This window comes from Streptomyces sp. ISL-96 (genome assembly GCF_018614035.1).
Lineage (GTDB): Bacteria > Actinomycetota > Actinomycetes > Streptomycetales > Streptomycetaceae > Streptomyces.
This window is the reverse complement of record NZ_JAGGPA010000068.1, coordinates 23,769-50,480: the sequence shown is the minus strand read 5'-3', so window position 1 is coordinate 50,480 and position 26,712 is coordinate 23,769. Positions and strand designations below refer to the sequence as shown.

Below are 26,712 nucleotides of genomic sequence, written 5' to 3'. Positions count from 1 at the left end.
GCGAAGTCCGGGCCTAGACGTGGTGCGCCCCGCCTACCGGCCCGTCGGTCGTCAGCGAGACAGTAGCCACTTGCCGGAGTTTCCCCGTGGGCTCCCCCCGGGGGCCGCCCCCCAGATGCATTGCGGCGGAGGGGCGGCGGTCAAGGGTGAAGCGCAGCGCAATCGCCGCAGGCGACGCGACGTAGGAGCGCCCTTTACCGGCGGGCCTTCGGCGCCACACTTACGAGTGGCGGCCCCCATCGGCAGATGCGATCAACGCCCCGGGCCGCACGAAGCTGGCCTCCCGCTCGGCCCCGGGGTCCGTCATCGACGCCGGACAGGGCCCGCTGCCGCCACAGGCGACGCCGTCGCCTTCGCCCTCGGCGCTGGTCGTCCGTGCCCAGGATCGCCTCGGAGGTGAGCGCGCCATGTCCGCGACTCCAAGGTCACCGACGGCCCGCAGCTCGCGGTTGCGCCCGACTCATGGGCCGCGTTCGTCTCGTACGCCCGCGCCTGACACCGCACGCCCGCACCGCAGCAGCCGAGTGCCCTCACCCGTGGGTGGGGGCATTTCGCTGGGCATATGCGGGAGTTGGGCGCGGTGCTGTAGCGTAACCGCGTCATCACACTTCGTGTCCGTCCGGGCACGGGGCGGTCCCCGGCGGTGCTACCAACACCATCCGAGGACCTTCACCATCGAGGACTGAACAAGGAGTCCCGAGGATGCTTCGGCATGCTATCGCGCCCCTTCGGCGGTACACCAAGGCTTCGCACGACGTCGTGCAGCACCCGCGTCTGAACAGCGACGCGAAGATCCTGCTTCTGTACGTACAGGGGCTCCCCGAGGGCTCGACCGAAAAGCCGCTGAGCGCACACGCGGAGCGGCTCGGGATCAAGGGCCGGGCGTACCAGAAGGTCAAGCAACTACTCACCACCTGCGGGTTCCTGCACGAGTGGCGGCACCAGAACGAGCGCGGCCGGTGGGTGACGGATCAGCTGCTCGCCAACGTCCACCTCACCACCGAGGATGCGGCGGCCGTCAGGGACGGCGGCGTACCGAGTACGCACATGCGGACGGTCGGTGAACCGGCGCCTCGGGTGGTCGGTGACTCCCCTTCAGGGGATAAAAACGGGGAAGAGAACACTCCCCACCCACCCCCCGAGACACAGGTCGACGCGGACCCGGAACGCGCTGTCGCGGAGGGCGTGTTGCTGTCCCTGCGGCAGTCGCGCCGCGAACTGCACCTGGGTGAGAGCGAGGCCCGTACGCTTTCCGCGATCGCGGCCGACTGGCTGCGCAGAGGCATCAGCCCGGCTGACCTGCGTCACGCGCTGACCAGCGCCCTGCCGCCTACCGGTGTCCGTTCCGCAGTCGGGTTCCTGCGGCACCGCCTGACGGTGAAGATGCCGCAGGAGCGGACCGTCGTACACCCGACTCCCCAAGCGCCCCCGCAGACGGACCGCCTATCGAACGCGCTCATCACCTGCGAGGGGCCCGGCCCGGAACACGTCTTCCGCCCCCTGGCCGACGAGACGCACTGCGGCCCCTGCCGCCAGGAGCAGGCCTGGGAGGCCCACAACGCGAAGTACTCGTCCCTCACCCCGGCTCCAGCGACAGTCACGAGCTGAGGTCCGCCGTACATGCCAATAGCGAATCGCGACCGACGGAGTGGACATCTTTGTCGAGCACGGGATCGGGGGACCTGCGAAGGGCACGGGACGGTCAGGCGCCCATCCACGAGGTCGTCGCTGAGTATCTGCGGTACCTGTCGTGGGAGGCGGGAGACGAATTCCCCTTCAGCTTTCAGCTGCGGCAGTACCCGGCCACGGTCCCTGTCGTCATCGACCCGCGGTTCGGACACGGGCTTCCCGTGATCGAGGCCAACCGGGTGCCTGTGAAGGCGCTGACGGACCTGTGGGAGGCCGGGGAGTCGGTCGAGGACATCGCGTACGAGTACGACATGGAGCCGGAGCAGGTAGACGCTCTGTGCCTACGCCGTGCGGTCCGACCGCATCGACCGCACTTGGCCGTGATCAGTGTCGCCGGACCGCAGCCGGAGCAGGACCCGGTTGCCTACGATGCCGTGATGGCTCGTGATCCGATCGCGTACGTACGGTTCCAGGGCACGGTTCCCCGGGCGCGCGGCAACTTTCCCGGGGTCTTCGGGCTCGTCAACGGTCTCGCGCGGGACGGGAGGCTGACCGCCAAGCAGGAACGGTTTCGGCGTACGAACAATGACTGGTACGACGCGGCGTACACCGATCCGAGCACCATCGATCCGGCCGTCTACGACGATCGGGTGAACCCGGGTGCCGCCGCCTGGTTCAAGCCCACCGCCGTGGAGCTGATCGCGCGCGTGGGCGGCTACCTGGAGATCCTGGCCGCCCACGGCGTCGAGTGGCAGCTTGTGCGGTCCGCCGATCCGGGGCGCGTCGTCTACGAGGACGCGCACCAGATCGTCGTCGTCCCGCATGGCTGCGGGGAGCGAACCGGCAGTCGTGGCCGCTGACCACGGCGCGGCGGCGCCGGTGGCGCGCGCACCGCTCAGATGCCGAACTCCGTGGGCGGCACACCGAGAGCGGCGCAGGCTTCGCGAATGGCGTACTGCTCGGACGGCTCGAAGTGCCCGTCCGCGCCGGCGACGACCATGCCGGTCTGGATGACCGCGCGGGCCTCCGCGGGCTTCTTGGCCGCCTTTCCGATCACCTGCAGCGCGTCGGCCTTGCCCAGTTCGAAGTTGGCCAGCAGCCGATCCACATGCTGGTTGAAGCGCTGGCGGAGCTGGTCCGCCGGAAAGTTCTGCAGGACCTCGTTGGAGACGATCAGCTCCTCGACGCGCTGTCGCTCCGCCGGCTCCACCTGCCCGTCGGCCGCCGCCACCAGTGCGCACATCGCCATGCTCGCGTCCCGGTAGGCGCCGCTCTTGAGTTCGGTCTTGACCGACGCCAGCTGGGTCTTGAACAGCCCGATCAGCTGGGCCTTGGACCCGCCCGAGGCCGAGGCCGAGGCCGAGCCCGATCCGTGGGCCCCGCTCTGCCCGTGCCCCCCGCCCGTGGCCCGACTGCTCTGGGACTGCTGGAAGCTCTTGGCCTGGTCCTTGATCCGGTCCCACTTCACCACTGGTGCCACCTCGGCTCGTACGGCTGTCGATTGCCTTCACGATCTGTCAGGTGAACGTCCCTGAGAGCGACCGGGTTCCCGCATGGCAAAGGTGGAGCAAAGAAGGGGCGTCACTTGCGGTTGTAGAGACGCATCGTCACCGTGCCGAACACCGCCAGCAGCACCGCCGACCAGCCCAGTGTCCAGCCGATGTCGGCGGCCGGCCAGTTGCCCGCCATCAGTTCCCGCACCGCCGTCGCCACATGGGTCACCGGGCTGTTGTTCACGAATGCCTGCAGCCAGCCCGGCATCGTCTTCGGGTCGACGAAGACATTGCTCAGGAACGTCAGCGGGAAGATCACCATCATGCTGACGCCCATCACCGACTTCTCGGTGCGCAGCAGCAGGCCGAACATCGTCCAGATCCACGAGAACGCGAACGAGAAGACCATCAGCAGCGCCACACCCGCGAGCACGCCGAGTACGCCGCCGTGCGGGCGGTAGCCGATGAGCATGCCGACCGCCAGCATCACGGCGGACGCGATCAGATAGCGGATCACGTCGCCCAGCAGGTAGCCGACCATCGGCGCCGGGCGCCAGATCGGCAGCGTACGGAAACGGTCGAAGACGCCCTTGGTGATGTCGGTGTTGACGGCGACGCCCGTGTACATGGTGATCATCACGATGCTCATGGTGAGGATGCCGGGCAGCAGGAACTGGATGTAGTCCGCGACCGATCCGGCCAGCGCCCCGCCGAAGAGGTACGCGTACATCAGCACCATCATGATCGGGAAAGCCGTTACGTCGAAGAGCTGCTCCGGCACATGCTTGATCTTGAGCATGGCGCGCCAGCCGAAGGTCAAAGACGCGGAGAGCGCGCTGGGGCGCGGCGGGCGGTCCTTGCTCACGAGAAGCGCGGCGAGCTCCTCCGCCTTCGGAGCTTCGAAAGTGAGTTCGTCGGGGCCCTTGTCCTTGTCCTTGTCCTTGTCCTTGTCCTTGGTCGCGACGGTGCTCATGCCGGCACTCCTGTCGTCCCTGTCGTCGAGTCGTTCATCGTCTCGCTCCTCTTGTTCCTGTCCGTCAGCGCCAGGAACACCTCGTCCAGGCTCGGCTGGCCCAGCGCGAAGTTGTCGACCGTGATCCCCGACGAAGCGAGCTCCGACAGCGCCCGCGCCGCCTGTTCCGCCGCGCCCAGGTCGCTCGCGTGCCCGTTGACCGTCGCCGTCAGGGCGACGGGATCCGCGTCCAGCTGTACGGCGACGTTCAGCGCCCGCCGCAGGACCCGCTCGGCCTCGGGGCGCTGCGCGGGGTCCCGGAGCCGCAGATGTACGGAGCCCGAGCCGACCGACGCCTTGAGCTCGCCCTTCGTACCCTCCGCGATGACCTTGCCGTGGTCGATCACGGCGATACGGGAGGCCAGGTGGTCGGCCTCGTCCAGGTACTGCGTGGTCAGCAGCACCGTCGTGCCCTGGGCGACGACCGCCCGCACGATGTCCCACACCTGGTTGCGGCTGCGCGGGTCTAGGCCGGTCGTCGGCTCGTCGAGGAAGAGCAGGTCGGGCGTGTTGAGGATGCTCGCGGCGATGTCGATACGGCGCCGCATGCCGCCGGAGTAGTTCTTGACCTGGCGGTCGGCCGCCTCCGCGAGGCCGAAGGCCTCCAGGAGCTGGGCCGACCTGGTGCGCGCGGCGGGCTTGGAGTGGCCGAGGAGGCGGCCCAGCAGCACGAGGTTCTCCGTACCGGTCAGGTCCTCGTCCACCGACGCGTACTGCCCGGTGAGGCTGACCCTCCCCCGTACCGCGTCGGCCTCCCGCACCACGTCCTTGCCGAACACGTGCGCCTCGCCGCCGTCGGGGCGCAGCAGGGTCGCGAGCATCTTCACCGCGGTCGTCTTGCCTGCCCCGTTCGGCCCGAGTACGCCGTACACGGTGCCGGCGGGGACGGCCAGGTCGATGCCGTCGACAGCCCGGTTCTCACCGAAGACCTTGACCAGGCCGGCCGTCTCAATGGCGAGTTCCGGGCCGGGATTTCCACTCATGTCGCTGCCCCTCCGAGCGGTCGTCGGGTGGTCTGGATCGTCTCTACCCAGTGTTGACTGGCCGCGCGCCCGGAAGTAATCGTTCTTTGGTCCTACAGCTCACTGCTCATGGGTGTAGAAGACGTAGAACGCGGCGACCGTCATCCCGGCGCCCAGCGCCCCTCCGACGACCACGGAGCTGAGGATGCTGTTTTCGGACAGGCTGTGGAGGAAGCCGAGCGCTACGCCGAAGAGCGCGCCGTACGCGGCGGCGCGGACCAGGGGGATCATCGCGCGCTGGGTGCGTCCGAGGAGGAAGCACAGGGCTGCCACGATGACGGCGCAGATCACGCCGAAGCCCACGTTCCAGCCGGTCACGGGACCGGCGTCGCGGGCGATGAAGGATGCGTAGATTCCGTACGCCACACCGAGTACGGCCGGCACGATGCCCCGGTGGCGTCGCTCTGCCGGTGCGCTGGGACGTGTCGACCTGGTTGGTGTGGTTGGTGTGGTTGGTGTCGTTGGGCCTGTCGGGCCTGTCGGGCCTGTCGGTCCCTGTGAGCGGCCAGGGATCGCCGAATGTGCAGCCATCGCAGAACTCCTTCCGCAGCGCACACCCCCGCACTTCCCCCATCAGGTCACACCCGCGCGCGTCGGTCGGCAAGTGGATCTAGCCTCCGGTCGGCCGCCGGGCCAGCTCCGCCAGTGTTTCCAGGGCGTACGAAAGAACCTCCCGCGCCGGCGACGCCAGGCCGATCCGTACCGCGTCCGGGGCAGTGTGCGGCGGTACGGCGAAGGCCGATCCCGGGGTGATCGCGATGCCCCGGGCCGCTGCCGCCGCCACGAAGGTGTCCGTACGCCAGGGTGCGGGCAGCTCCCACCAGCAGTAGTACGCGCACTGGTCCGTACGGATACGGAAGCCGCCGAGCACGCGCTGCACGAGGCGGTGGCGGGCCGCCGTGTCCGCGCGCTTGGCGGCGGTGACGGTGGCCACCGTGCCGTCGGTGATCCAGCGGGTGGCGGCCTCCAGGTTGAAGCGCGCCGCTGTCCAGGCGCCGGAGCGCAGGGCGTCGGCCAGCACGGCGGTGTGGCTGGGCGGCGCCGCCAGGAAGCCGGTGGTGAGGCCGGGGGCCAGGCGTTTGGAGAGGCTGTCGACGAGGACCGTGCGGGTGGGTGCGTGGGCGGCCAGGGGAGCGAGGGCTTCGGGGGTTTCGGGGGCGAGGAAGGCCCAAGTGGTGTCCTCGACCACGCCGATGTTCAGCTCCGCGCAGGCTGCCGCCAGTTGCGACCTGCGCTCCTCGCTCATCGTCACCGATGTCGGGTTGTGCAGGGTCGGCTGTACGTACACCGCGCCGAGCGGCGCCCTCCGGTGCGCGGCGTACAACGCGTCCGGGCACAGGCCGGACGCGTCGGCCAGGCTGACAGCGTTCCCCGCGATCGGTACGAGACTCACGCCGAGCCGTTCCGCGATCGCCTTGACCAGCGGATACGTCAGCTGCTCGACGCCGAGTCGGCCGCCGGGGCGCACGAATGAGGCGATGGCCGCGGCGATGGCCTGGCGGCCGTTGCCGGCGAAGAGCAGCTGCCCGGGGTCCGGCCGCCAACCACCCCTGGCCAGCAGCGACGCCGCCGCCTCCCGCGCCGCCGGGGTGCCGTCGGCCGCTGCCGGGCGGGTGGCCGCTTCCAGTACGTCGGGGCGCAGGAGGCCCGCGAGTGACTGCGCCATGAGCTCCGACTGGCCCTCCGCCACCGGGTAGTTGAGCTCCAGGTTGACGGCGGGGCTCCCCGGCGCCGCAGCCCCCTCCTCCGTGAGCGCGTGTCCGGGCGAGGGCGGCGCGGCCCGGACGAACGTCCCGCGCCCGACCTCGCCCACCGCGAGACCCCGGCGCACCAGTTCGCCGTACACCCGGATCGCCGTGGAGTTCGCGATCCGGCGGCTGCGGGCGAAGGCGCGCTGGGTGGGCAGCCGGTCGCCGGGGCGCAGCCGGCCGGCGGCGATCTCGGCGGCCAGTTGGTCGGCCACCCGCCGGAAGTCCTCCGCCATGGCGCTCCACCATCCATTCGAACCGGTCCGGAACATTGCACCGAGAGCAAAGAGCCTATTGCACCGAGAAGTTGGCCGCGCCTAGCCTCCTCAGCATGGCAACGTCACAGCTCGCAGCAGATGTCAACGGCATCACCATCGGCTACACCGACGAGGGCAGCGGTCCCCCTCTCGTCCTCATCCACGGCCACCCCTTCGACCGCACCATGTGGGCCCCGCAGATCGACGCCTTCGCCCCCACCCACCGCGTGATCGCCCCTGACCTGCGCGGTTACGGCGAGAGTCAGGTCGTCCCCGGCATCACCCCGCTGTCCGCCTTCGCCGCGGACATCGCGGCGCTCCTCGACCACCTCGGCGTCGAGCGCGCCGTACTCGGCGGGCTCTCGATGGGCGGCCAGATCGTGATGGAGTGCTACCGACTCTTCCCCGAGCGCATCACCGGCCTCGTCCTCGCCGACACCTTCCCCGCCGCCGAGACGGAGGAAGGAAAGCGGGAGCGCAACGCCGTCGCCGACCGCCTCCTCAGTGAGGGCATGAAGGGGTACGCCGACGAGGTCCGGGACAAGATGGTCGCCCCGTACAACACCGAGGCATCGGCCCATGTCCACCGCATGATGACCGCCACCTCCCCCGAGGGCGCGGCAGCCGCCCTGCGCGGGCGGGCGGAGCGGCCGGACTACCGCGACCTGCTGACGCGCGTGAGCGTCCCCACGCTGGTGGTGGTGGGCCGCGACGACACCTACACGCCCGTCGCGGACGCCGAAGCGATGCACGCCGCGATCCCCGGCTCGACTCTCGCGGTCATCGAGTCGTCGGCCCATCTCCCCAACCTGGAACGCCCCGACGTCTTCAACGCCGCACTGCGCGCCCACCTCGCCCACCTCGCCCGCTAGGCCTGGAGGGCCTGGCGGACACAGGCCCGTCTCTGGGGGAGGATGCGGAACACGTCGAACGCCGCGCGGGAGAGGCTGGTTGGTTCCTTGGGGAGTGCCCGGGAGTGGAGGCGGCTCCTCGCGTGGGCGGACGGCCTCGGCCTCGCCCTGCTCAGCATCGTCGTCGCCTGCCGCGCCCTCGACACCGACGGCCTTACGCCCGTCCCCCAGCTCCTGGCCTTCCTGCCCTGGCTGCTCGTACCGGCCGCCCTGGGGCTCCTCGCCGCGCTCCTCGCCCGCTGGCGCTCCGGCATGGTGTGGGCGGCGGTCGTCCTCGCCGTGACCGGTTGGTACGTCCGGCCGTACGGGCCGCCGCCCGGTGGCGACGCCGAACCCACGGGCCGCGTCGCCGCCTCCGTCCGCGTCCTGACCTCGAACATCGAATTCGGTGACGCGACAGCGGACTTGATCGCCACCATCGAACGCGAGAATCCTGGCCTCGTCTTCATCCAGGAGTGTGACGACGACTGCACGCGCGCCCTCGCCGCGGAAGTCCCGGACGCGGCGTACCCGTACCGCGAAGTCGTCGCGGCCGGCGGCCCGGACGGTTCGGCGATCCTCAGCAAGTACCCGCTGCGGCCCGCGCCCGGGATCGACGGCGCTCTGGCCATGCCGGGCGCGGTGGCGCTGGTGCACGACCGTCCCGTACGCATCCAGCTCGTCCATCCACTGCCGCCCGTCCCCGGCAGCGTTCCCCGGTGGCGTGCCGAGCTGGGCGCGGTCCGCGACTACGCCGCCGGGGGCAAGGACCGGCCGACGCTGATCGCCGGTGACTTCAACGCCTCCCAGGACCACGCCGCCTTCCGGCGGATCCTCGACGCGGGCCGGTTGCGGGACAGTGCGGCGCTGGGCGGGGCGTTCCGCGCGCCGTCCTGGCCGGCGGACTGGGCGCGCTTCGGCACGCAGATCGACCATGTACTGGTGAGCGACGACTTCTCCGTACGGTCGGCCCGGTTCCTCACGCTCAGGCACACCGACCACAGGGCGCTGCTCGTCGAGTTGAAGCTGCACGGCGGCTAGAGGTGTGCTGGGGTGGGACTCATGGAACCCAGCGAAGACAGGGAAGACAGGGAAGACGCCAACCAGAAGATTCTCGACAACATCAACAGCCTGGTCGCCGAGGAGCGCGAGCTGCGCGAACGCTCCACCCGCCACCTGGGTCTCGACGACGCCGAGCGCGCCCGGCTGAAGGCCGTGGAGGTTCAGCTGGACCAGTGCTGGGACCTGCTCCGTCAGCGCCGCGCGAAGTCGGAGTTCGGCGAGGACCCGGGCGAGGCGCGGGTGCGGCCGGCCTCCGAGGTCGAGAACTACAAGAGCTGAAAGTTATCCACAGCCTATGGACAGTTCGCCGCAGGCAGGTGACTTGCATAAGGAGTTCGGTTTCGGTCTGTTTGGTGCATGGCTGAGCAGAGAGCAGGGGGCAGGCTGACGCCGCCCGAGTGGCTGACACAGGGGCTGCGGCCGCAGTCCGCGCCCGTGCCGTGGGCCGCCGTCGTCCGGGCCGGGATCGCGATGGCCACTCCGCTCGCCGTCGGATTCGCCGTCGACGAGCCGACGTACGGGGCGCTCGTGTCGATGGGCGCACTGTCCGGCGTCATCGGCGACACCGCCGACGCCTACCGGATGCGCCTGCTCAACATCGCCGTGCCCCAGTTCTTCGGCGCCGTCGGCGTCACCCTCGGCACGCTCGTGTACGGGCATGGATGGCTCGCCGTAGCGGTCCTGACCTGCGTCGCGCTCGTGTCCGGGATGATCTCGACGATCGGCGCGGTCGCCTCCGTGTCCGGGCTGCTGCTCCTGCTCCAGGCCGTCGTCGGAGCCGGGCTGCCGATGCCGGACCCCTGGTGGACCGCGCCCCTGCTGCTCACCCTGGGCGGCCTGTTCGTCCTCGTACTGACGCTGATCGCGTGGCCGCTGCGGGGTGGGGTGCCGGAACGGGACGCGGTCGCGCAGACGTACCGGGCGGCGGCCGACCTGCTGGAGGCGGCGGGCCGGGACACGGACACGGGCCGGGACACGGACACAGACACGTACGACGCGCGGCGCCAGGCCGTCACCCACTCCCTGAACACGGCGTACGACCTCGTCCTGGCCCGGCGGGCCCGCGACCACGGCCGCAGGAGTCCGCTCGTACGGCTGCTCGCGCAGCTCAACGTCGTCGTCCCGCTCGTCGAATCGGCGCCCGCGGCGCATCTGCGGCGGCGGCCGCTGCCGCCCGAAATTCCGGCTGCGGTACGGGAGTTGGCCGACGCGGTCGAACAGGGCGGCACGGGCGGCGACGCGTCCGAGCCCGGGCTGCGCCTTCGCCGCCTCCTGCTCCGCCTCCCTGAGCCGACGTCGCAGTCCGGGCGCGCCGTCGACCACGCCCTGCGGCACGCGGCGGCCGTCGTCCTCAGCGCGGACCCCGAGGCCGCGATGCTGGACGACCGGCTCGGGCGTCCCGCCGCCCTCGGCGTACGGGCCCGCCGTGCCACCCGTAACGTCCTGCTCTCCCATGCCTCCTGGCGCTACGGCCTGCGGCTCGCGCTGTGCATCGGCCTGGCACAGGCGCTCGTTTCGCTGATCGCGGTGCCGCGTTCGTACTGGGTGGCGCTGACCGTGGTGTTCGTGCTGAAGCCGGACTTCGGGTCGGTGTTCTCGCGGGCGGTGCAGCGGGCGTTCGGTACGGCGCTGGGTCTGGTGGTCGCCGCGGCGGTGCTGGCGGAGCTGGAGCGGGGGTGGTGGGACGTACCGGTGATGCTGGTGCTCGCCGCGCTGATCCCTGCCTTCACGGCGAAGGGGTACGCGTTCCAGACGGCGGCCATCACACCGGTCATCCTGCTGCTGTCCGACTTGCTCAACCGGGAGGGTTTCGGCCTGGTCCTGCCGCGCCTGTACGACAGCCTCATCGGCTGCGCGATCGCACTGCTGGCCGGGTATCTGCTGTGGCCGGAGAGCTGGAGCACGCGGGTGGGTGCGCGGCTCGCGGACACGGTGGCGGACACGGCGGGCTACGTGGAGTGCGCGTTCGGTCCGCCGGACCCGCCGGACCCGCAGGGCGAGCGGCAGCGGCAGCGGCTGCGCCGGCGTCTCTACCGGGACCTGTCGGTCGTACGCTCCGAATTCCAGCGGGCGCTGACCGAGCCGCCGCCGATGGGGACGCGGGCGGCGGCGTGGTGGCCGCTGGTCGTCGCGACGGAGCGGATCGTGGACGCGACGACGGCGGCCCGGGTCCGCATCAATCACGGGGCGGAGCCGCCGGCCGAGGCGGAAGTGGCGGAGGTGGCGCGGGAGCTGCGCGAGCTGGCGGAGGGGCTGCGGGCCAGCGACACGCTGGTGGAGGTACGGACGGACCTCCCCCGCGACGACGAATCGGTCCTGGCACCGCTGCGCCAGGAGGTGGCGGCGGCCCGGTCGGTGGCTTCGCCGGTGCGGCCGCGGGGGTGACGGCGGCGGGGGCTTCGGGGTCGGTGCCGCGCCGGGGCGTCTCCTCGGGCGTCGAACGTTCGGGTACCGCGTTGTTCCGTAAGCAGTGGTTGCGTTCAACGCCCTGCGGGGAGCGCCCCGACACGTCCCCTCCTGGCACAGTGACACGCGACGCGGCACCTCCAGCCCTTCCGGCCCTTCCAGCCCCCGGCCACTTCACCCCCTCCGCCCCCGGCCACTTCAGCCCTCCGGCCACTTCAGCCCCTCCGCCCCCCGGCCACTTCAGCCCTCCGGCCACTTTCAGCCCCTCCGCCCCCCGGCCACTTCAGCCCTCCGGCCACTTCAGCCCTTCCAGCCCCGGCCACTTCACCCCCTTCGCCCCCGGCCACTTCAGCCCCCCGGCCACTTTCAGCCCCTCCGCCCCCGGCCACTTCAGCCCTCCGGCCACTTCAGCCCCTTGGGCCCCTCCAGCCCTCCGGCCCTCCGGCCCTCCGGCCCCGGCCACTTTCAGCCCCTCCGGCGTTTGAGGAGCGGGGTCTGGGGCGGAGCCCCAGCCACCCCCGGCCACCTCAGCCCGTCCGGCGTTTGAGGACCGGGGCCTGGGGCGGAGCCACAGTTCGGGAAGGGGCGGGTAGGGGAACAGCGCCGCAGGCATCCAGCACCGCACCCCCGCCTCAGAACAGCGGCAGCTGCCCCGGAAACGACGGCACCTCGTAGCCATCCAGCGTCCGCTGCGCCGCCGCAGCAGCCGGCGCCCCGCGCTTCGAGCCGGCGCACAGGGTCAGCTCAGCGGCGGAAGCAGCCCGCGTGCGCGGGTCGTGGCGTACGAACCTGCCCGCGACAACGGCAACCTCACGCCCACAGAACGGGCACGGGCGACGCGGCGAAGCCGACGACCCCGCCCTCACGACGGCTTCGGCCCCTGAAGCCGCTCCATCTCACGCCGGTCCCGCTTCGTAGGACGCCCCGCCCCCCGCTCCCGCACCGCGACCGGCGCGACGAACTCCCGAGGAGGCGGCGGCGGGCTGTTGTCGACGTAGCACTCGGCCGCCACCGGAGGACCCACCCGCTTGCGGATGATCCGCGAGACGACCACGATCCGCTCCCGCCCCGCATGGAACAGCCGCACCTCGTCGCCCGCCTTCAGCGCGTGCGCGGGCTTGACCCGCTCGCCGCCGACGCGGACATGGCCCGCCTTGCAGGCGGCCGCAGCCTGGGCGCGGGTCTTGGTGAGCCGTACGGACCAGATCCAGACGTCGATCCGTACCGTCCCGCCCGCCCCGCTGTTCACCTCGTCCGAAGCCATGCCTCCGAGGGTACGGCCGCCGACAGCTCCGTGCCCCCGTACCCGGCCGACCGCACTACTATGCGCACGATCTACCGTCCGGAGGGGACCCCTCCGCACCGGGACCGCATCTCTGACTTGTCGCCACATGTCGTGCCACACAAGAGGAATAGGGGATTCCAATTGTGTCCGGCACACCTCCGGAAGCAGTTGAGAACAGTTGAGAACCGCATGAACCGCAACCCCGGCAGAGGGCTCCAGCCCAACGCCCTCGGCACCTTCGAAACGATCGTGATGGCCGTCGCGGGCAGCGCCCCCGCGTATTCCCTCGCCGCCACCACTGCCGTGCTCGTCGGCGCCGTCGGGCTCGCCAGTCCGGCCGCGCTGCTCTACTGCGCGGTACCGATGCTCGGCATCGTCCTGGCCTTCGGCCGCCTCGGCCGCATCGACGTGAACGCGGGCGCCACCTACTCCTGGGTCGGCCGCACCCTGCACCCGTTCCTCGGCTTCATCAGTGGCTGGGCGCTCGTCGTCGCCGCCACGATCTTCATGGTCGCCGGGTCGCTTCCCGCAGGTCAGATGACCCTTTCCCTCTTCGACCCGGACCTCGCGTCCAACACCGCGCTCGCCACCACCGCCGGCGCCGGCTGGTTCCTGCTGATGCTCGCCGTCGTACTCGGCGGCGCCCGTCTCTCCGCCCGCGCCCAGCTCCTCGTCTCCGGCGTCGAGCTCGCGATCCTGGTCCTCTTCGCGGTCGCGGCCCTCTTCCACCGCGGTTCGGCGACCGCCTTCGACTGGTCGTGGCTCGGCTTCGGCCACTTCGACGGCTTCACCGGCTTCGCCACCGGCACCCTGATCGCCGCCTTCTACTACTGGGGCTGGGACGTCACCAGCAACCTCAGCGAGGAGACCCGCAACAGCCGCCGCACGGCCGGCTTCGCCTCGCTGATTGGCATAGGCGTCGTCTTCCTGCTCTTCGTCGTCTTCACCATCGCCGTCAACATCATCCTTACGACTGAGCAGATCTCGGCCCACGACACCAACGTCCTGGCCCTCCTCGGCAACGCGATCTGGCCGGGCGTCGGCGGCAAGCTCATGGTCCTGGCCGTGGTGCTCTCCACCATCGCCACCCTCGAAACCACCCTGATCCAGGTCACGCGCTCACTCTTCGCGATGGGCCGCGACCGTACGATGCCGGCCGCACTCGGCGCCGTACACCGCCGCTGGAACACCCCGTGGGTCGCGGTCGCCGTCGTCGGTACGGTCGCGCTCGTCCTCTTCGTCGCCTCGAACGCGCTCGGCTCGACGGAGGAGATCATGTCCGACGCGCTCGAAGCGATCGGCCTCCAGATCACCCTCTACTACGGCCTGGCGGGCCTGGCGGCGGTCGTCGCCTACCGCAAGACGCTGCTCACCTCCCCGAAGGACTTCCTGCTGGGCGGGGCCTGGCCCCTGCTCGGCTCCGTCTTCATGTTCTGGGTCTTCGCGGCCTCGCTCACCGAGCTCGGCGCGGCGGCGATCGCGATCGGCCTCGGCGGCCTGGCCGTCGGCGTGGTGCCGATGCTCTGGTACTGGCGGCAGGGCAGCGCGTACTACAGCCCCGCGCGGCTCGACGCCACCCAGGCCATCGAGATCGAGGCGGCGTACGTCAACTCCGGCTCGGAGCGCAGGGAACACGCCGACGCCGGATTCCCCACCGACTTCTGAACAGGAGGTACGAGCCCCGATGGCCGCAATCCGCCACCGCTTCTCTTCCGGCTCCGGCTCCGGGCCCCGTTCTGGTCCCCGTGCCGGTCTCGCCGCCCCCGACTTCGACCCGGACTTCGGGGACCGGCCGCTGACCGCGGCTCGCCAGGACATCGTGATCGGCCGATGGCAGGGCGTACGCGATCTGCTGCGCGCGACCGGCGACAACTGGCCCCTGCGCACGCACCGGCTGCGCCTGCTCTCGCACGCGGCCGCGAGCAGCTCGGTCGTCGAAGCGTGGCGGGCGGCCGAACCGGACAGCCCGGACGCGGCGGTGCTGCGGGCCGCGACCGAGGTCGTACGGGTCTTCAACCAGGCGATCGAGGCGGGACGCGGCACGGAGGTCGACCGTACGCGCATCGACGTAGCCGTCATGACCTGCCTCAGCGCCGCCGACGCACGGCCCGCCGACCCGATGCCGTGGGTGTCGCTGCTGACCGTGGCGCGGCTGTACGGCGACGGGGTCGGCCGGGCGGAGCTGCGCGAATGGTGGGAGGAGCTGCGGCGCCGCGACCCGTACAACATCGAAGGGCATGTGCAACTGCTGCGCTACCACTCGGCACGCTGGCACGGCACGCACGGCCGCATGTACGACTTCGCCCGCGACGCGGCGGGCGCGGCGCCCGAGGGCTCGCCGCTGTCGGTGCTGGTGCAGATCGCGCGGGTGGAGGAGTACCGGTACGTGGCGGCTGCGGCGCAGGGCCGGCCGGTGCGCGGCTTCGACCAGCACTGGCACCACGAGCTGGCGGTGACGGAGGTACGCCGGACGAGGGAGCGGTGGCTGGGCGGGCGAACACCCGCACCGGTGGCGCCGGAGGAGGTGGCCGAGCTGAACTATCTGGCTCATGCCGCCTGTTACGCGGGTCTGCCCGAGGTGGCGCGAGAGGCGTTCACCCTGCTGGACGGGCGGGCGGCGCGGGTGCCGTGGTCGTACACGGGGGATGCTCGCGAGCAGTACGTGAGGTGGCGCGGGCAGGGGTAAGGGGCGCTGCCCCCTGAAGCCCTGCCCGCGCCCCCCGGACTACACGCCGATGGCGCGCCCGTCCTTGCGGTAGACCGCCACCACCGACGGGCGCACGAGCTTTCCGGGGCCGTCAGGCCACGCACTCGCCGGCTTCTCGACGCTCGCACCGTCGATCTCGCCCGGGTGCTGGACCGCGACGAGCACGCGGCGGTCCTGGATGATCGGCCCGCAGGTCTCAGCGCCCTTAGGAACCGTCAGGAACTGCTTCAGCTCGCCGCGCCGCTCACCGCGCGTCGCGACGCCGAACAGGCCGTCGTGGGAGCCGAGCTGGTTGCCGTCCGTGGAGAGCCACAGGTTGCCGTGCGGGTCGAAGGCGATGTTGTCCGGGCACGAGATCGGGCTGACCTTGTCCTTGGGGAAGCCCGCGAAGTACGTCGCCGAGTCGTTCGGGTCGCCCGCGACCAGGAAGAGCCGCCAGGCGAAGCCGTCCGAGGCGGGGTCGTCCCAGTGCTCGGCGAGCTCCAGCACCTGGCCGTGCTTGTTGAGGTTGCGCGGGTTGGCCTCGTCCGCGCCCGCCTTGCCGGTCTTGCCGCGGTCGGTGTTGTTGGTGAGGGCGACGTACACGCGTCCGGTGCGCGGGCTGGGCTCGACGTCCTCGGGACGGTCCATCTTCGTCGCGCCGACCTTGTCACCGGCCAGGCGCGTGAAGACGTACACCTCCTCGGCGGTCATGCCGGGTACGTGCGAGGTGGTGCCGGTGGCGAGCGGGATCCAGACGCCGCTGCCGTCGAACTCACCGTCGTTCGGGAGCTTGCCCGCGCCGTCGATCTCGGCGGCCGGGCTGTCGCCGGTGAGCTTGGCGACGTACAGCGTGCCCTCGTCGAGGAGGGTGAGGTTGTGCTCGCGCGCCGCCCGCGAGGTGCCCTTCTTCATCCGCTTCGACGAGACGAACTTGTAGAAGTAGTCGAAGCGCTCGTCGTCGCCCATGTAGACGACGGGCCGGCCATCGGCCGTCAGGCGGGGCTGCGCCGCCTCGTGCTTGAAGCGGCCGAGCGCGGTGTGCTTGCGGGGCGTCGAATCGGGGTCGTACGGGTCGAGCTCGACGACCCAGCCCTGGCGGTGGGACTCGTTCGGCTCCTGCTTCACGTCGAAGCGCTTGTCGAAGAGCTCCCACTTGCGCTCGGTGGCGCCGGTGGTGATGCCGTACCGCTTGTCGGTGGCGCTGGAGCCGTTGGCGAAGTACTGGTTGAAGTTCTCCTCGCCGTGGAGGGTCGTGCCCCAGGGGGTGGTGCCGCCGGCGCAGTTGTTGAGCGTACCGAGGACCTTCCTGCCGGTCGGGTCGGCGGACGTCTTCAGGAGGTCGCTGCCGGCGGCGGGGCCGGTGAGCCGGAAGACGGAGGTCGTGTGGAGGCGGCGGTTCAGGTGGTGGCGGGTGACCGGCGTGAGCTTGCCGGACTTGCGCTCCTCCTGGACGACCACGACGGACAGGCCGTGCGCGGCCCAGGCGGTCTCGACCTGCTCGCGGGTGGGGTTGGCCGGGTCGTAACCCTTGAACATCAGGATTTCGTCCGTGTACTCGTGGTTGGCGACGAGTACCTGGCGGCCGTGCTCGGTGGGGAGGGGGAGCAGGGAGAGGAAGTCGTTGTTGTAGCCGAACTGGCCGGCCTGCGCCTTGGCGGACTGCTTGTCCGCGTCGAAGGCGGGCGCGCCGCGGAGGATGGGCTCGCCCCAGCGGATGACGACGTTCTGGGCGTAACCGTCGGGGACGGTGACGGCGTCGGTGGTGTTGGGCGCGACGGCCGCGAAGCGGAGTCCGCGGGCGCCGTCCGCCGCCTTGCCGGCCTTGGGCGTGCCGGTGCTGTCGGCGGCGACGGCCTGCGGGGCACCGGGGCCGGCAAGGGCCGAGGTTCCGGCGGCGGCGGCGACGGTCACCACGGCGGCGGCGCGCATCATCGACCGTCTCGACAGAGCGCCGGCTATGACGTCGCCGGCGTACTCGTTGTCGCTGGTGTTCGGGACGTCCTGGAAGCAGGCGTCTCCGCAGCGGTAGCGACAGGTCAGCGCGGAGCGCCCACCCGGGTGCGGCGAGTTGAGCAGCGGCAGCAGATTGCGCACGGACCCCTCCATATGGGCTGTGGCTGTACGGGCTGTGGTTCGGCGCGCCCTGCGCCGACAACGTGTCGGAATGTCTCCGGCCGTGACATTAGGGGCGTACGTGCGCCTTCCGGCGGCCATGGGGTGAACGTGAGGTGAATGCGCGACGGCCGGGCGGAAGTTGACTTGACGGCTAGGCTCCAGCCTCATGCGCGAGGACGTCCCGGAAGAACCGCACGCCCCGACCGACGACTTGACGCCGGGCACCGACGACTTGGCGCCGGGCGTGGGTCCGGACCTGCCGCCGGACCTCACCGTGGATCTGCGAGGTATGCCGCTCGACTCACTCGACGACTTCTGGGACGCGGTGGCCGGGCCGTGCGGGCTGCCGGAGTGGTTCGGCCGGAATCTGGACGCGTGGTGGGACACGATCGAGGCGCGTGGCATCTCGGAAGTGATTGACGCGCATGGGACTTTGGTGGTACGGGCCGACGCGGCCGGTCTGTTCGCGCCGGGGCGGCCGGAGGGGGCGCGTTTGGCATCCGTATTCGCCGACGCGAGCCGCGCGCGCCTGGAAGTGGAACGGCACGCCTGACCCTCCCGAAGATCAGCGGGAAGGGCCGCTAACCTTACGTGTCCGCCCTGGCCAGGGATCATCCGCCGGGTGCGGGCGTGCATCGCACCCAACTCATGCGAAAGGCCTCGCCCATGGGCATTCGGAGCTTGCTGCGCAAGGTGTTCGGACGCGATCGAGCGGAGAGCAACGAGCAGCCGCCGGCACGGGAGACCTCGGCGGCAGCTTCTGTTCCGTCCCAGGCCGAACGTAAGCCGGAGCCGGCCACCGCGCCGGAACCGGAATCCGCGTCAGCGTCCTCGTCAGCGTCAGAGTCCTCGTCCGCCGAGGCCAGGGAGTCGGTGGCCTCGGTACCGGCCCCGGCCCAGGCCCCGGCCAACGAGGACGACACGGCGGCGGCGGAGAAGCCGGTCAGGAAGTCGACGCCGGGTATCGCATCGGACCTGGTGGCGGCGGCTTTCGACAAGCCGTCCTCGTCCCCGTCCGCTTCCTCGTCCCGTACGAAGACCCCCTCCCCCGGACCGAACGTCCCGGCCCAGTCCACCCCGGCGAACCCGGCCACCCCGAAGCCCTCGGCCCCGGTCCCGTCCCAGCCCACCCCGGAATCCACCACCCCGGCGGCCACCCAGCCGAAGGAAGAGGCAGCCCCCAAGCGGGCGGCTGCCCCGACGCCGGCCCCCGAGGCGGAGCCGACCACCAAGATCGCGGCCGACAGCGAGCCCGAGGCCACCCACGCCCCGGTCGCCGCCGACGTAACCCCGGCAACCGAGCCGCAGGCCACGGCGGAGCCGGTCGCGGAGCCGGTCGCGGAGCCCGCACTCACGGCTGACGCGCCCCAGGAGACCGAATCCGCCACGGAGGCCACCCCGGCCACCAAGGCTGACCAGGCCATCGAGGTCGTCGAGGTCGTCGAAACCGAGACCGAGACCGAGACCGAGATCAAGCCCGAGGTCACCGCCGCCGTCACCGCGCCGGAGACCGCCACCGAGCCGAAGGTCGAGGTCGCGGCCGACGCCACCGACACCGGCACAGCCACAGCCACCGAGGCGGACGCCCTCGTTTCCGCAGCGGCCGCCGCAGGAGAGGAGAAGCCGGAAACCGACACCCAGCCCGAGCCTGAGCCCGAGCCCCAGCCCGAGCCCGTCTCCGCAGGTGGAAGCGAGGGCTCCGCGCTCACCCTCGCGCACGTCGAGTCCCACGCCCCCGCGCTCGCCGCGCACTACCAGGCCGCCGGCGCCGCACTCGGCGCCAAGCAGCTGACCGGGGTGCGGGCGGACGTTTACCTGGTCCTCGACCGGTCAGGCTCCATGCGCGGCTTCTACAAGGACGGCAGTGCCCAGCACCTCGCCGACCAGACGCTCGCCCTCGCCGCCCACCTCGACGAGAACGCCGCCGTACACGTCGTGTTCTTCTCGACCGACATCGACGGCACCGTCGACGTCAGCCTGGACGCGTACGACGGTCTGGTGGACGAGGCGCACACCGCCATCGGTCACATGGGGCGTACGAGCTACCACCGCGCCGTCGAAGAGGTCGTCGCGCACCACGAGAAGTCCGGCAGCGACCGCCCCGCTCTGGTCGTATTCCAGACGGACGGCCCCCCCGACGCCAAGGGCCCGGCCAAGCAGGCCCTGGCCGACGCCGCCGACAAGCCGCTGTTCTGGCAGTTTGTCGCGTTCGGCGAGCACGACGCCAAGGGCTTCGACTTCCTCCGGAAGCTCGACGTCCCCAACGCCGCGTTCTTCCACGCGGGCCCCGCGCCGCGCGAGGTCGCGGACGACGCGCTGTACGCCGAGCTGGTCACCGGCCTCAAGGGCCTGAAGGCCTGACCCGGCAGCTTCACGACGACGGCGGTGCCCGGCCCCAGCGGCCGGGCACCGCCGTCGTTGTTTTACGTTTTGCGAAATTTATGCGTGTGAGTGGATCACCTGTTAGCCGTTAGGATTTCGACCATGGCGGCCACTGGATCCGAGAAGCAGGGGACGAGCGAAGACGTGAAGGCGTTTTACGTATCGACCCCCATTTACTACGTCAACGACGCTCCTCACCTGGGCCACGCCTACACGACCGTTGCAGGTGACGTGCTCACGCGCTGGCACCGTCAGCGCGGCGAGAAGGTGTGGTACCTCACCGGCACGGACGAGCACGGTCAAAAGATCATGCGCACTGCCGAGGCGAACGGGGTCTCGCCCCAGGAGTGGTGCGACAAGCTCGTGGACGAGGCGTGGAAGCCTCTCTGGGAGCACCTGAACATCGCGAACGACGACTTCATCCGTACGACGGAGAAGCGGCACACGGACCGTGTGCAGGAGTTTGTGCAGGATTTGTACGACAAGGGCGAGATCTACAAGGGCGGGTACGAAGGCCCGTACTGCGTGGGTTGCGAGGAGTACAAGCTCCCCGGCGACCTGATCGAGGCGGAGGACGGCACCAAGCTGTGCCCCGTCCACAAGAAGCCGGTGGAGATCCTCAAGGAGGAGAACTACTTCTTCAAGCTGAGCGAGTACGGCCCGAAGCTGCTGGAGTTCTACGAGGCGAACCCGGGCTTCATCCAGCCGGAGTCGGCCCGTAACGAGGTCTTGAACTTCACGCGGCAGGGCCTCCAGGACCTGTCCATCTCGCGCTCGACGTTCGACTGGGGCATCCCGGTGCCGTGGGACGACAAGCACGTCATCTACGTGTGGGTGGACGCGCTGCTGAACTACGCGACGGCCGTCGGCTACGGCTCGGACCAGGCGAAGTTCGACACGACGTTCCCGGCCAATGTCCACCTGGTCGGCAAGGACATCCTGCGCTTCCACGCGATCATCTGGCCCGCGATGCTGATGGCGCAGGGCCTGCCGGTACCGGGCCGGGTGGCGGCGAACGGCTGGCTGATGGTCGGCGGCGAGAAGATGTCGAAGTCGAACCTGACCGGCATCAAGCCGCAGGACCTGACGTCCCACTTCGGCGTGGACGCGTACCGCTGGTACTTCCTGCGGGCGATCGCCTTCGGCCAGGACGGCTCGTTCTCGTGGGAGGACTTCAGCGCCCGCTACACGAGCGAGCTCGCGAACGACTTCGGCAACCTCGCGTCGCGCGTGGCGGCGATGGTCGGCAAGTACTTCGGCGGAACGCTGCCGGAGGCGACGGCGGCCGGTGACGCGGAGAGTGCGGTCCAGGCCGGCCTGGCGAAGGCGGTCGCGGAGGCCGACCGGAAGATCGGCGAGGAGCTGGACTTCCAGGGCGGCATCCTGGCTGTGTTCGACTTCGTGAAGCAGGTCAACGGCTACATCACGGAGCAGGAACCGTGGAAGGTCGCGAAGGACGAGTCGCCGGAAGGCCAGGCCCGCCTGGCGACGATCCTCTACACGGCGGCGGAGTCGCTGCGCGCGATGGCCGTACTGCTCAACCCGGTCATGCCGGAGACCTCGCAGAAACTGTGGGACTCCCTGGGCGCGGAGGCGCCGCTGGGAGCCCTGGCCGACCAGCCGCTCCAGGACGCGGCGCGATGGGGCCAGCTTCCGGCGGGCGCGACGGTGACGAAGGGCGCGGTGCTGTTCCCGCGCCTGGAGGACCCGAAGAAGGAGTAAGGCGTACGTCTACGGCCTACGTCTACGGCGTAGGCCGTAGACCTAGGCACGGAGGGGCCGGGACCTGAACGCCAGGGTCCCGGCCCTTTTTGCCGGGTCGGGGCCTCGCCAGGGCCGGCAACCAAGGCTTGCTTCTGGGGGTTTCGGGCCGTCCCGGGCGCTCGGGTGTCGGTGGGCCGGGGCGGCCCAAAGAAAAACGCCCTGCACGGGGGCTCGGGGAGTAGCGCGGGTGGGTTCGATGGCTGTCGGGTGAGTGGGTGGGGCGCGGTCTGTTTAGGGGGCGGCGCGGCCCCTGGCTCGGCGGGTGCGGGGACGGCCGTTGGTGCGACATCCCCATTCCCACGCACGCGAGCACCCCCGCCGGTGGCCGGATGGTCTGGCGGGTCGACGTGCGGACTCGTGTCGGCGCGGGTGGCGCGCGAGAGTTGAATGGGGTGACTCGGGTGGGTGTGGCGTCCGCCCCGGCCGGTGGTCGGCTGGGCCACAAGCAGGTTGCTGATGTGGGTGGGTGGAGGCTTGCTCAGCAGCGAGTGGTCCTGCCGACGGTACGGCCGGAAACCGGCTGCGGCCGGCACGACGTAGGTTTGGGCCATGAAGTCTGAAGTACGGGGGGTGCTGAAGTGTTCACGCTGACGGAGATCGCCGATGATCCCTCACTTCTGACACGCCGCCTGGCACGGATTGACGGTTCGGATGTGGTCTTCCGACCCCTCACACACGCCGACACGGAGCCTCTCGCAAGCTTCCTCATGGGCCTGTCGCCCGAATCAAGGCGGCTGAGCACCTTCGACGGATACGACCTCGCAACCGCACAGGAGCTGTGTGACGCGATCGCGCGCTACGACAAGCTCAGGCTGGTGCTAGAGGAAGTGCCGTCTGGCAGGATCGTCGGCCTCCTTGAGTTGAGTCTCGAGCTCCACCCGGACGACATCGCGCGCTATCGCGAGGCCAGCATCCGGCTTACGGCGACCGATTGCCGCTTCGGCCCCACCCTGGCCGACGACTACCAGGGGAAAGGAGTGGGGACGCAGGTCTTCCCTCTCATCGCTGACGTTGCGCGAGGGTTCGGCAAGAGAAGGATCATTCTGCTGGGCGGCGTTCTCGCCGACAACGCACGCGCCATTCGCTACTACCAGAAGAACGGCTTCCAGGCGGTCGGCTCCTTCACCGGGACAAACGGTGTGCGGTCGCTCGACATGATCCTTGATCTCGATCTGCCGCCTGGGCAATGACAGCCTTCGCCCGAGTTTCGGTGGCACATGCTTAGCCTTCGCTGTCACAGGACAGCCATTCGTTGATGGCTGCGACCAGCACAGACGCTTCAGAGCGGACGGCGAGTTTTTCATACCTGGTGGCGGACGGCCCGGTGGCGGTCGGGTAGCCGGGTCATGTTGCCATGACCCGGCCCCCTCAGAACCGGGCATGCCTGTTTCCAGGCACCACGGCTCAAGCAAGCCCATACGCTTCACAGAATCTGCTATTTGTTGCTTCCATCTCGCGCATGAAGCTGCTGATGACATTCGGAATGAACGAGTCGAAGATTCTTGACTTCATCAGACCCGCCGTCTCGCCGGTAGGCGAAGTGGTGCTTGTGCAACCGCTTCTTCATCGCGTCGAACCAGTCGATCCACTCGCGTGGGCTTTCCGGCTCGTATTCCGCTCCAACGATGAGCGCCTGACCGCAGAGCGGACAGAGTCCTTTCTGACGGGCTGCCAGAGTAAGGCTGATCTTGTCCATTGGCGGAGGCGTGCGCGTCCTGCGACGCTGACTCCAGTAGTCATCGAGCGCGGGATCGTCAGGTGATGACTTTCCCTTGACTAGCTGGTGCCTTCTGATGTTGGTCCAGGCGAACTTGGGAAGATGTGCACCTGTAGTGCGGTCACCGAAGACCCAGCTATTGTTCTTGGACCGGTTGAGTCTGCCGAAGTACTTGTTGACAATCCAGCGCTTCGACTTCTTCGGGTGGGTGCGCTTGGCCCACTTGTAGGTGAGCGTCCACACATAACTGTCCAGCGCCGAAAATGTTTTGCTGGAAACCACCGTCCGGTAGTACGCAGACCAGCCCCTGACAATCGGGGAGAGCCTGCGGAGTACGACTGTGATGCTCTGTCCGAGGAGAGCTTGCATCTCGGATCGCAGTCGATTCCGGATTCTCTTCACCGCATCCTTGCTGGGCGTAATGATCAGGCTGTCGCCATGGCGTCGGACGTTGAAGCCGAGGAAGTCGAACCCTTCGGAAAGGTGAAGGATTCGTGTCTTCTCTTCGTTGAAGCGAAGACCTCGGGGTTCAAGCCAGTCGCCAAGCCGCGACTTGACCGTCTCAGCTTCCTCCTTGCTCGTGCAGAACACGGCAAAGTCGTCGGCGTAACGCACCAGGATCGGCGTCCCTTTCGCGGCCCACATCACTGTTCCTTTGCGGGTTGCGAACCGAACGCCTGCGGCGTCCTCCATTCCGTGAAGTGCAATGTTGAGCAACAAGGGGCTGATCACTCCGCCTTGAGGTGTTCCCTCGTCGGTGCGAGTGAAGCGTCCGTTGTCGACCACGCCCGCCTTCAGCCACTGGCGGACGAGTTCCCTGGCGGGGAAGCCGCCGACTCCGTCGAGCAGGCGGTCGTGGTCGATGCGGTCGAACGCTGCGGCCAGGTCGGCGTCGAGTACCCACCGACGCTTGGCCGTCTTGCCCTTCGCGGTGCTGAAGATCGCCTGGATGGCGTCGTGGCATCCGCGACCAGGTCGGAATCCGTAGGAGCGTGATTCGAACCGGGCTTCCCACTCAGGTTCCAGCGCGTTTTTCACGCGCGCTTGGATCACTCGGTCGCGCATGACCGGGATGCCGAGCGGGCGTCGCTTTCCATTGCTCTTCGGGATGTAGACCCGCTTGACGGGCCTGGCTCTCCAGGGCTGGGTTTGCTGGTCGATGTCGACCGCCATGCGAGCTCGCGCCTGGGGGGTGAGTGCTCGTTCCCTGTCGATTCCTGCCGTCTTGCGGCCCTTGCTCTGCTGCGTTACCCGTTTCACGCTCGCGAGCGTGTTACTGCGGCTTCGCAGCATGAGCTTTTGCAGATTGCGGACCTTCTTGAGGTCCCCTTCCTGTGTCGCTTTGAAGATCCGTTGTCTCAGGCGCCGTACGTTTCTCTCAGTGCTGGCCCAGTCGATGCAGTGCCAGTCCAGCGGTTCGCCCTGCGGTCCGTTCACTCTGGAGGTGCGGCCGGCAGTAGGGACTGTCTGTCGCATGTTCCTCCTTTGCGTCTAACTTGTCCGGCAGGTTCTGGCGTCATTACTTGGGATAATTCAAAGGCTCACCCGGCCCACGTGGGCACCCTTTCGGGTCAGGCCATCTAGACCTGTATCCGGCGGGTTATAGCCTGGAGTGAAGGACTCCAGGGTTTTCCTCTGACCTTTCGGTCGACCGGCGTTCGCTTCTTGGGCCATCCTGTTCCCGCTGGAGAGTTGGGCCTTCCTTACGGTTGGCTTACCGGGCCAAAGCCCGGACTCCAACGGGGTTTCCACGTTCCACACACGTAAGCTGCGACTGGGGTGGGTGCCCCCTCTATCCCGGAACCGGCGGTGTCCTTCTCCCGGTCTCAAGTCTCCGAGAGTCGCCTGGCGTCTTCCAACGCCGAGTCCTGTAGCCGCTGATTACGAACCATCGGGCGGCTTCAACCTTACGAGACATCAACGGGGGTTCACGCGGTTCACCCGTCCAGCCTTTCCCTCGCCTGTCGTTCCCCGATGGCCAGGGAACCCTTGGGCTTGAACGCTCAGCTTCACACCCCGCTGTTACCGGCGACGCATGTGAGCGCGGGAACGGATTTTGGACACTAATCCGGGGTCAGCACATGTCTCCTTCCTTCGTGGCTTTCCCACTTAACGTGTGCGACTTCGTGTCGCACCTTGAGCCGGTTGATCCCGCACTCAACCGCGTGCCGCCGCTTGGTTGCGGACACGGTCCGCCGGGACCGGAATCGTGGCCTTGATTCCGCGCGGCCTGCCGAGCCCGAGCCGGGGGCCCCGGATCGCTTCCAGGACCGGCCCGAACTGCGGGGGGTCGCCCCGCTGTCCGGCCGTGATCACGACAGAAGGCCGCCCAGCTGGTGGGCCCTGCACACCGTGGAGTCGACGTTGACGTCCGAAGTGATCAAGCCCTTGGCGTCCGCTTCGGCCTGGAGCCGTGCGAGGATCCTTCGCCCACATCCCGGCCCGCTGCCAGCGTCGGAACAGCTCGTAGCCCGATCCCACGGGACGTGGGGTTCAGCTAACAAGATCCATTTTCGCAACAGACCCCAGCCGTTGGGATGGAACGAACCCGGCAGAAGACGAACACCGGGATCCCATTTGACCTATTTTCGGCGTATCAGGAAGGGCGCGACATGCGTCACGTGCCGGTTTCATGGCGCGCCACCGGACGCTGATGCCTGACGGCCCGCCAGCCCCAGCGACCGCAACCGCTTCGGCTGCCCCAGTCGAGGCGCGGTGCCGTCGAGCGCGATCCCTGCGGACCGGTGGGCGTCCGGGCTGGCAGCGTGACGGAAAGGAGACGTGACGCGGCCGGGCGGGCCGAGCAGCATCGGCTTGATACGGGCGTCGCAACGCGATTAACCCAGCACTTGGCGAATGACATCGCCCCGGCAGTCCCACCCGTCGCACGCGCAGCGTCTTCGGTCACCGCGGGAGTGTTTCGGTTCACGTGAGCCCCGACGTAGCCCTTGCCAGCCGCCGCATGCATGACGTGCTGGGTTCGCGCCTCGGTATTCGGTGCGCCACCACACACGCACATCAGCAACGTGCTTGAGGCTCCGCCGATCCCCGGCCGGGGTGGACGCCCTACCGGCCCGAGTCGCCCCATTCAACTGTCGCGCCCCACCCGCGCAGTCATGAGCCCGCACGTCGGCCCGGTCGGCCAACCCGCCGCCGCCGTGGGTGGTCGTGTGCGTGGGAATGGGAATGTCGCACCAGCGGCCGTTCCCGCAGTCGCTGAGTCTGGGGCCGCACCGCCCCC

Annotated in this window: 21 protein-coding genes and 2 pseudogenes; 14 read left to right on the top strand and 9 right to left on the bottom strand. The window is 69.5% G+C overall.

The window, feature by feature from the left end; genetic code table 11:
- Positions 1–418: 418 nt before the first annotated feature.
- The 4 genes and pseudogenes from J7E96_RS32445 to J7E96_RS32430 all read left to right on the top strand — a co-directional run.
- A pseudogene (locus tag J7E96_RS32445) lies at positions 419–496 on the top strand (DUF397 domain-containing protein); the annotation flags it as partial.
- Between the two features lie 206 nt (positions 497–702).
- A complete protein-coding gene (locus J7E96_RS32440) occupies positions 703–1,608 on the top strand; it encodes a hypothetical protein (RefSeq protein ID WP_215136726.1) in 906 nt (301 codons plus the stop codon).
- 242 nt (positions 1,609–1,850) lie between these two features.
- Positions 1,851–1,904, top strand: a pseudogene (locus tag J7E96_RS38605) (hypothetical protein); the annotation flags it as partial.
- Between the two features lie 162 nt (positions 1,905–2,066).
- A complete protein-coding gene (locus J7E96_RS32430; RefSeq protein ID WP_215136736.1) occupies positions 2,067–2,489 on the top strand; it encodes a hypothetical protein in 423 nt (140 codons plus the stop codon).
- A gap of 35 nt (positions 2,490–2,524) precedes the next feature.
- Here the strand turns inward: J7E96_RS32430 and J7E96_RS32425 are convergent, their stop codons facing one another.
- From J7E96_RS32425 to J7E96_RS32405, 5 genes are all read right to left on the bottom strand, one after another.
- A complete protein-coding gene (locus J7E96_RS32425; RefSeq protein ID WP_215136724.1) occupies positions 2,525–3,100 on the bottom strand; it encodes a tellurite resistance TerB family protein in 576 nt (191 codons plus the stop codon).
- Between the two features lie 110 nt (positions 3,101–3,210).
- On the bottom strand, positions 3,211–4,095 hold the full coding sequence (locus J7E96_RS32420; RefSeq protein ID WP_215136722.1) for an ABC transporter permease: 885 nt from the start codon (positions 4,093–4,095) through the stop codon (positions 3,211–3,213).
- Positions 4,092–5,117 carry an ATP-binding cassette domain-containing protein gene (locus J7E96_RS32415; RefSeq protein WP_215136720.1) on the bottom strand — a complete coding sequence of 342 codons (1,026 nt, stop codon included), beginning with the start codon at positions 5,115–5,117 and terminating at the stop codon, positions 4,092–4,094. Before J7E96_RS32415 ends, J7E96_RS32420 begins: the two co-directional genes overlap by 4 nt.
- 99 nt (positions 5,118–5,216) lie before the next feature.
- Positions 5,217–5,540 carry a hypothetical protein gene (locus tag J7E96_RS32410; RefSeq protein WP_251070764.1) on the bottom strand — a complete coding sequence of 108 codons (324 nt, stop codon included), beginning with the start codon at positions 5,538–5,540 and terminating at the stop codon, positions 5,217–5,219.
- Positions 5,541–5,766: 226 nt separating this feature from the next.
- Positions 5,767–7,140: a PLP-dependent aminotransferase family protein gene (locus J7E96_RS32405; protein WP_215136716.1), complete on the bottom strand. Its 1,374-nt coding sequence runs from the start codon at positions 7,138–7,140 to the stop codon at positions 5,767–5,769.
- Between the two features lie 95 nt (positions 7,141–7,235).
- On the opposite strand from J7E96_RS32405, the gene J7E96_RS32400 reads away from it, so the two are divergent.
- From J7E96_RS32400 to J7E96_RS32385, 4 genes are all read left to right on the top strand, one after another.
- Complete coding sequence (locus J7E96_RS32400; protein WP_215136714.1) at positions 7,236–8,033, top strand: alpha/beta fold hydrolase; 798 nt, start codon at positions 7,236–7,238, stop codon at positions 8,031–8,033.
- An 87-nt stretch (positions 8,034–8,120) separates the two neighbouring features.
- Complete coding sequence (locus tag J7E96_RS32395; RefSeq protein WP_251070763.1) at positions 8,121–9,092, top strand: endonuclease/exonuclease/phosphatase family protein; 972 nt, start codon at positions 8,121–8,123, stop codon at positions 9,090–9,092.
- A 21-nt stretch (positions 9,093–9,113) separates the two neighbouring features.
- Positions 9,114–9,392 carry a DUF2630 family protein gene (locus J7E96_RS32390; RefSeq protein WP_215136710.1) on the top strand — a complete coding sequence of 93 codons (279 nt, stop codon included), beginning with the start codon at positions 9,114–9,116 and terminating at the stop codon, positions 9,390–9,392.
- A 78-nt stretch (positions 9,393–9,470) separates the two neighbouring features.
- The gene (locus J7E96_RS32385) at positions 9,471–11,498 is read left to right on the top strand and encodes an FUSC family protein (protein ID WP_215136708.1); all 2,028 of its coding nucleotides are present in this window, start codon (positions 9,471–9,473) and stop codon (positions 11,496–11,498) included.
- 653 nt (positions 11,499–12,151) lie between these two features.
- On the opposite strand, the gene J7E96_RS37915 is transcribed toward J7E96_RS32385, so the two are convergent.
- Together J7E96_RS37915 and J7E96_RS32380 are read right to left on the bottom strand one after the other, a co-directional pair.
- Positions 12,152–12,385: a hypothetical protein gene (locus tag J7E96_RS37915; RefSeq protein ID WP_308296242.1), complete on the bottom strand. Its 234-nt coding sequence runs from the start codon at positions 12,383–12,385 to the stop codon at positions 12,152–12,154.
- Positions 12,382–12,783: an RNA-binding S4 domain-containing protein gene (locus J7E96_RS32380; RefSeq protein WP_215136705.1), complete on the bottom strand. Its 402-nt coding sequence runs from the start codon at positions 12,781–12,783 to the stop codon at positions 12,382–12,384. Before J7E96_RS32380 ends, J7E96_RS37915 begins: the two co-directional genes overlap by 4 nt.
- Before the next feature lie 210 nt (positions 12,784–12,993).
- Between J7E96_RS32380 and J7E96_RS32375 the strand changes: the two genes are divergently transcribed.
- Both J7E96_RS32375 and J7E96_RS32370 read left to right on the top strand, forming a co-directional pair.
- Positions 12,994–14,469: an APC family permease gene (locus tag J7E96_RS32375; RefSeq protein WP_215136703.1), complete on the top strand. Its 1,476-nt coding sequence runs from the start codon at positions 12,994–12,996 to the stop codon at positions 14,467–14,469.
- A 19-nt stretch (positions 14,470–14,488) separates the two neighbouring features.
- Positions 14,489–15,490, top strand: a complete 1,002-nt coding sequence (locus J7E96_RS32370) for a hypothetical protein (protein ID WP_251070762.1) — start codon at positions 14,489–14,491, stop codon at positions 15,488–15,490.
- A 39-nt stretch (positions 15,491–15,529) separates the two neighbouring features.
- On the opposite strand, the gene J7E96_RS32365 is transcribed toward J7E96_RS32370, so the two are convergent.
- Positions 15,530–17,587, bottom strand: coding sequence for a PhoX family phosphatase (locus tag J7E96_RS32365; protein WP_215136701.1), 2,058 nt, complete (start codon positions 17,585–17,587; stop codon positions 15,530–15,532).
- A gap of 187 nt (positions 17,588–17,774) precedes the next feature.
- Between J7E96_RS32365 and J7E96_RS32360 the strand changes: the two genes are divergently transcribed.
- The 4 genes from J7E96_RS32360 (at position 17,775) to J7E96_RS32345 (ending at position 22,944) form a co-directional block, all read left to right on the top strand.
- Entirely contained in the window at positions 17,775–18,161 is a 387-nt protein-coding gene (locus tag J7E96_RS32360; protein WP_215136699.1) for a barstar family protein, read from the top strand.
- A 320-nt stretch (positions 18,162–18,481) separates the two neighbouring features.
- Entirely contained in the window at positions 18,482–19,969 is a 1,488-nt protein-coding gene (locus J7E96_RS32355) for a VWA domain-containing protein (RefSeq protein ID WP_308296240.1), read from the top strand.
- 123 nt (positions 19,970–20,092) lie between these two features.
- Positions 20,093–21,712, top strand: coding sequence for a methionine--tRNA ligase (gene metG / locus J7E96_RS32350; protein ID WP_215136695.1), 1,620 nt, complete (start codon positions 20,093–20,095; stop codon positions 21,710–21,712).
- Positions 21,713–22,332: 620 nt separating this feature from the next.
- Complete coding sequence (locus J7E96_RS32345) at positions 22,333–22,944, top strand: GNAT family N-acetyltransferase (protein ID WP_215136693.1); 612 nt, start codon at positions 22,333–22,335, stop codon at positions 22,942–22,944.
- 245 nt (positions 22,945–23,189) lie between these two features.
- Here J7E96_RS32345 and ltrA read toward each other — a convergent pair whose 3' ends face one another.
- Positions 23,190–24,947: a group II intron reverse transcriptase/maturase gene (gene ltrA, locus J7E96_RS32340; RefSeq protein WP_215136691.1), complete on the bottom strand. Its 1,758-nt coding sequence runs from the start codon at positions 24,945–24,947 to the stop codon at positions 23,190–23,192.
- Between the last annotated feature and the right edge of the window lie 1,765 nt (positions 24,948–26,712).

Coding starts and splice junctions, on each gene's coding strand:
- J7E96_RS32440 (WP_215136726.1), top strand. CDS start 703: ATGCTTCGGCATGCTATCGCGCCCCTTCGGCGGTACACCAAGGCTTCG.
- J7E96_RS32430 (WP_215136736.1), top strand. CDS start 2,067: ATGGCTCGTGATCCGATCGCGTACGTACGGTTCCAGGGCACGGTTCCC.
- J7E96_RS32420 (WP_215136722.1), bottom strand. CDS start 4,095: ATGAGCACCGTCGCGACCAAGGACAAGGACAAGGACAAGGACAAGGAC.
- J7E96_RS32415 (WP_215136720.1), bottom strand. CDS start 5,117: ATGAGTGGAAATCCCGGCCCGGAACTCGCCATTGAGACGGCCGGCCTG.
- J7E96_RS32405 (WP_215136716.1), bottom strand. CDS start 7,140: ATGGCGGAGGACTTCCGGCGGGTGGCCGACCAACTGGCCGCCGAGATC.
- J7E96_RS32400 (WP_215136714.1), top strand. CDS start 7,236: ATGGCAACGTCACAGCTCGCAGCAGATGTCAACGGCATCACCATCGGC.
- J7E96_RS32390 (WP_215136710.1), top strand. CDS start 9,114: ATGGAACCCAGCGAAGACAGGGAAGACAGGGAAGACGCCAACCAGAAG.
- J7E96_RS32385 (WP_215136708.1), top strand. CDS start 9,471: ATGGCTGAGCAGAGAGCAGGGGGCAGGCTGACGCCGCCCGAGTGGCTG.
- J7E96_RS32380 (WP_215136705.1), bottom strand. CDS start 12,783: ATGGCTTCGGACGAGGTGAACAGCGGGGCGGGCGGGACGGTACGGATC.
- J7E96_RS32375 (WP_215136703.1), top strand. CDS start 12,994: ATGAACCGCAACCCCGGCAGAGGGCTCCAGCCCAACGCCCTCGGCACC.
- J7E96_RS32370 (WP_251070762.1), top strand. CDS start 14,489: ATGGCCGCAATCCGCCACCGCTTCTCTTCCGGCTCCGGCTCCGGGCCC.
- J7E96_RS32360 (WP_215136699.1), top strand. CDS start 17,775: ATGCGCGAGGACGTCCCGGAAGAACCGCACGCCCCGACCGACGACTTG.
- metG (WP_215136695.1), top strand. CDS start 20,093: ATGGCGGCCACTGGATCCGAGAAGCAGGGGACGAGCGAAGACGTGAAG.
- ltrA (WP_215136691.1), bottom strand. CDS start 24,947: ATGCGACAGACAGTCCCTACTGCCGGCCGCACCTCCAGAGTGAACGGA.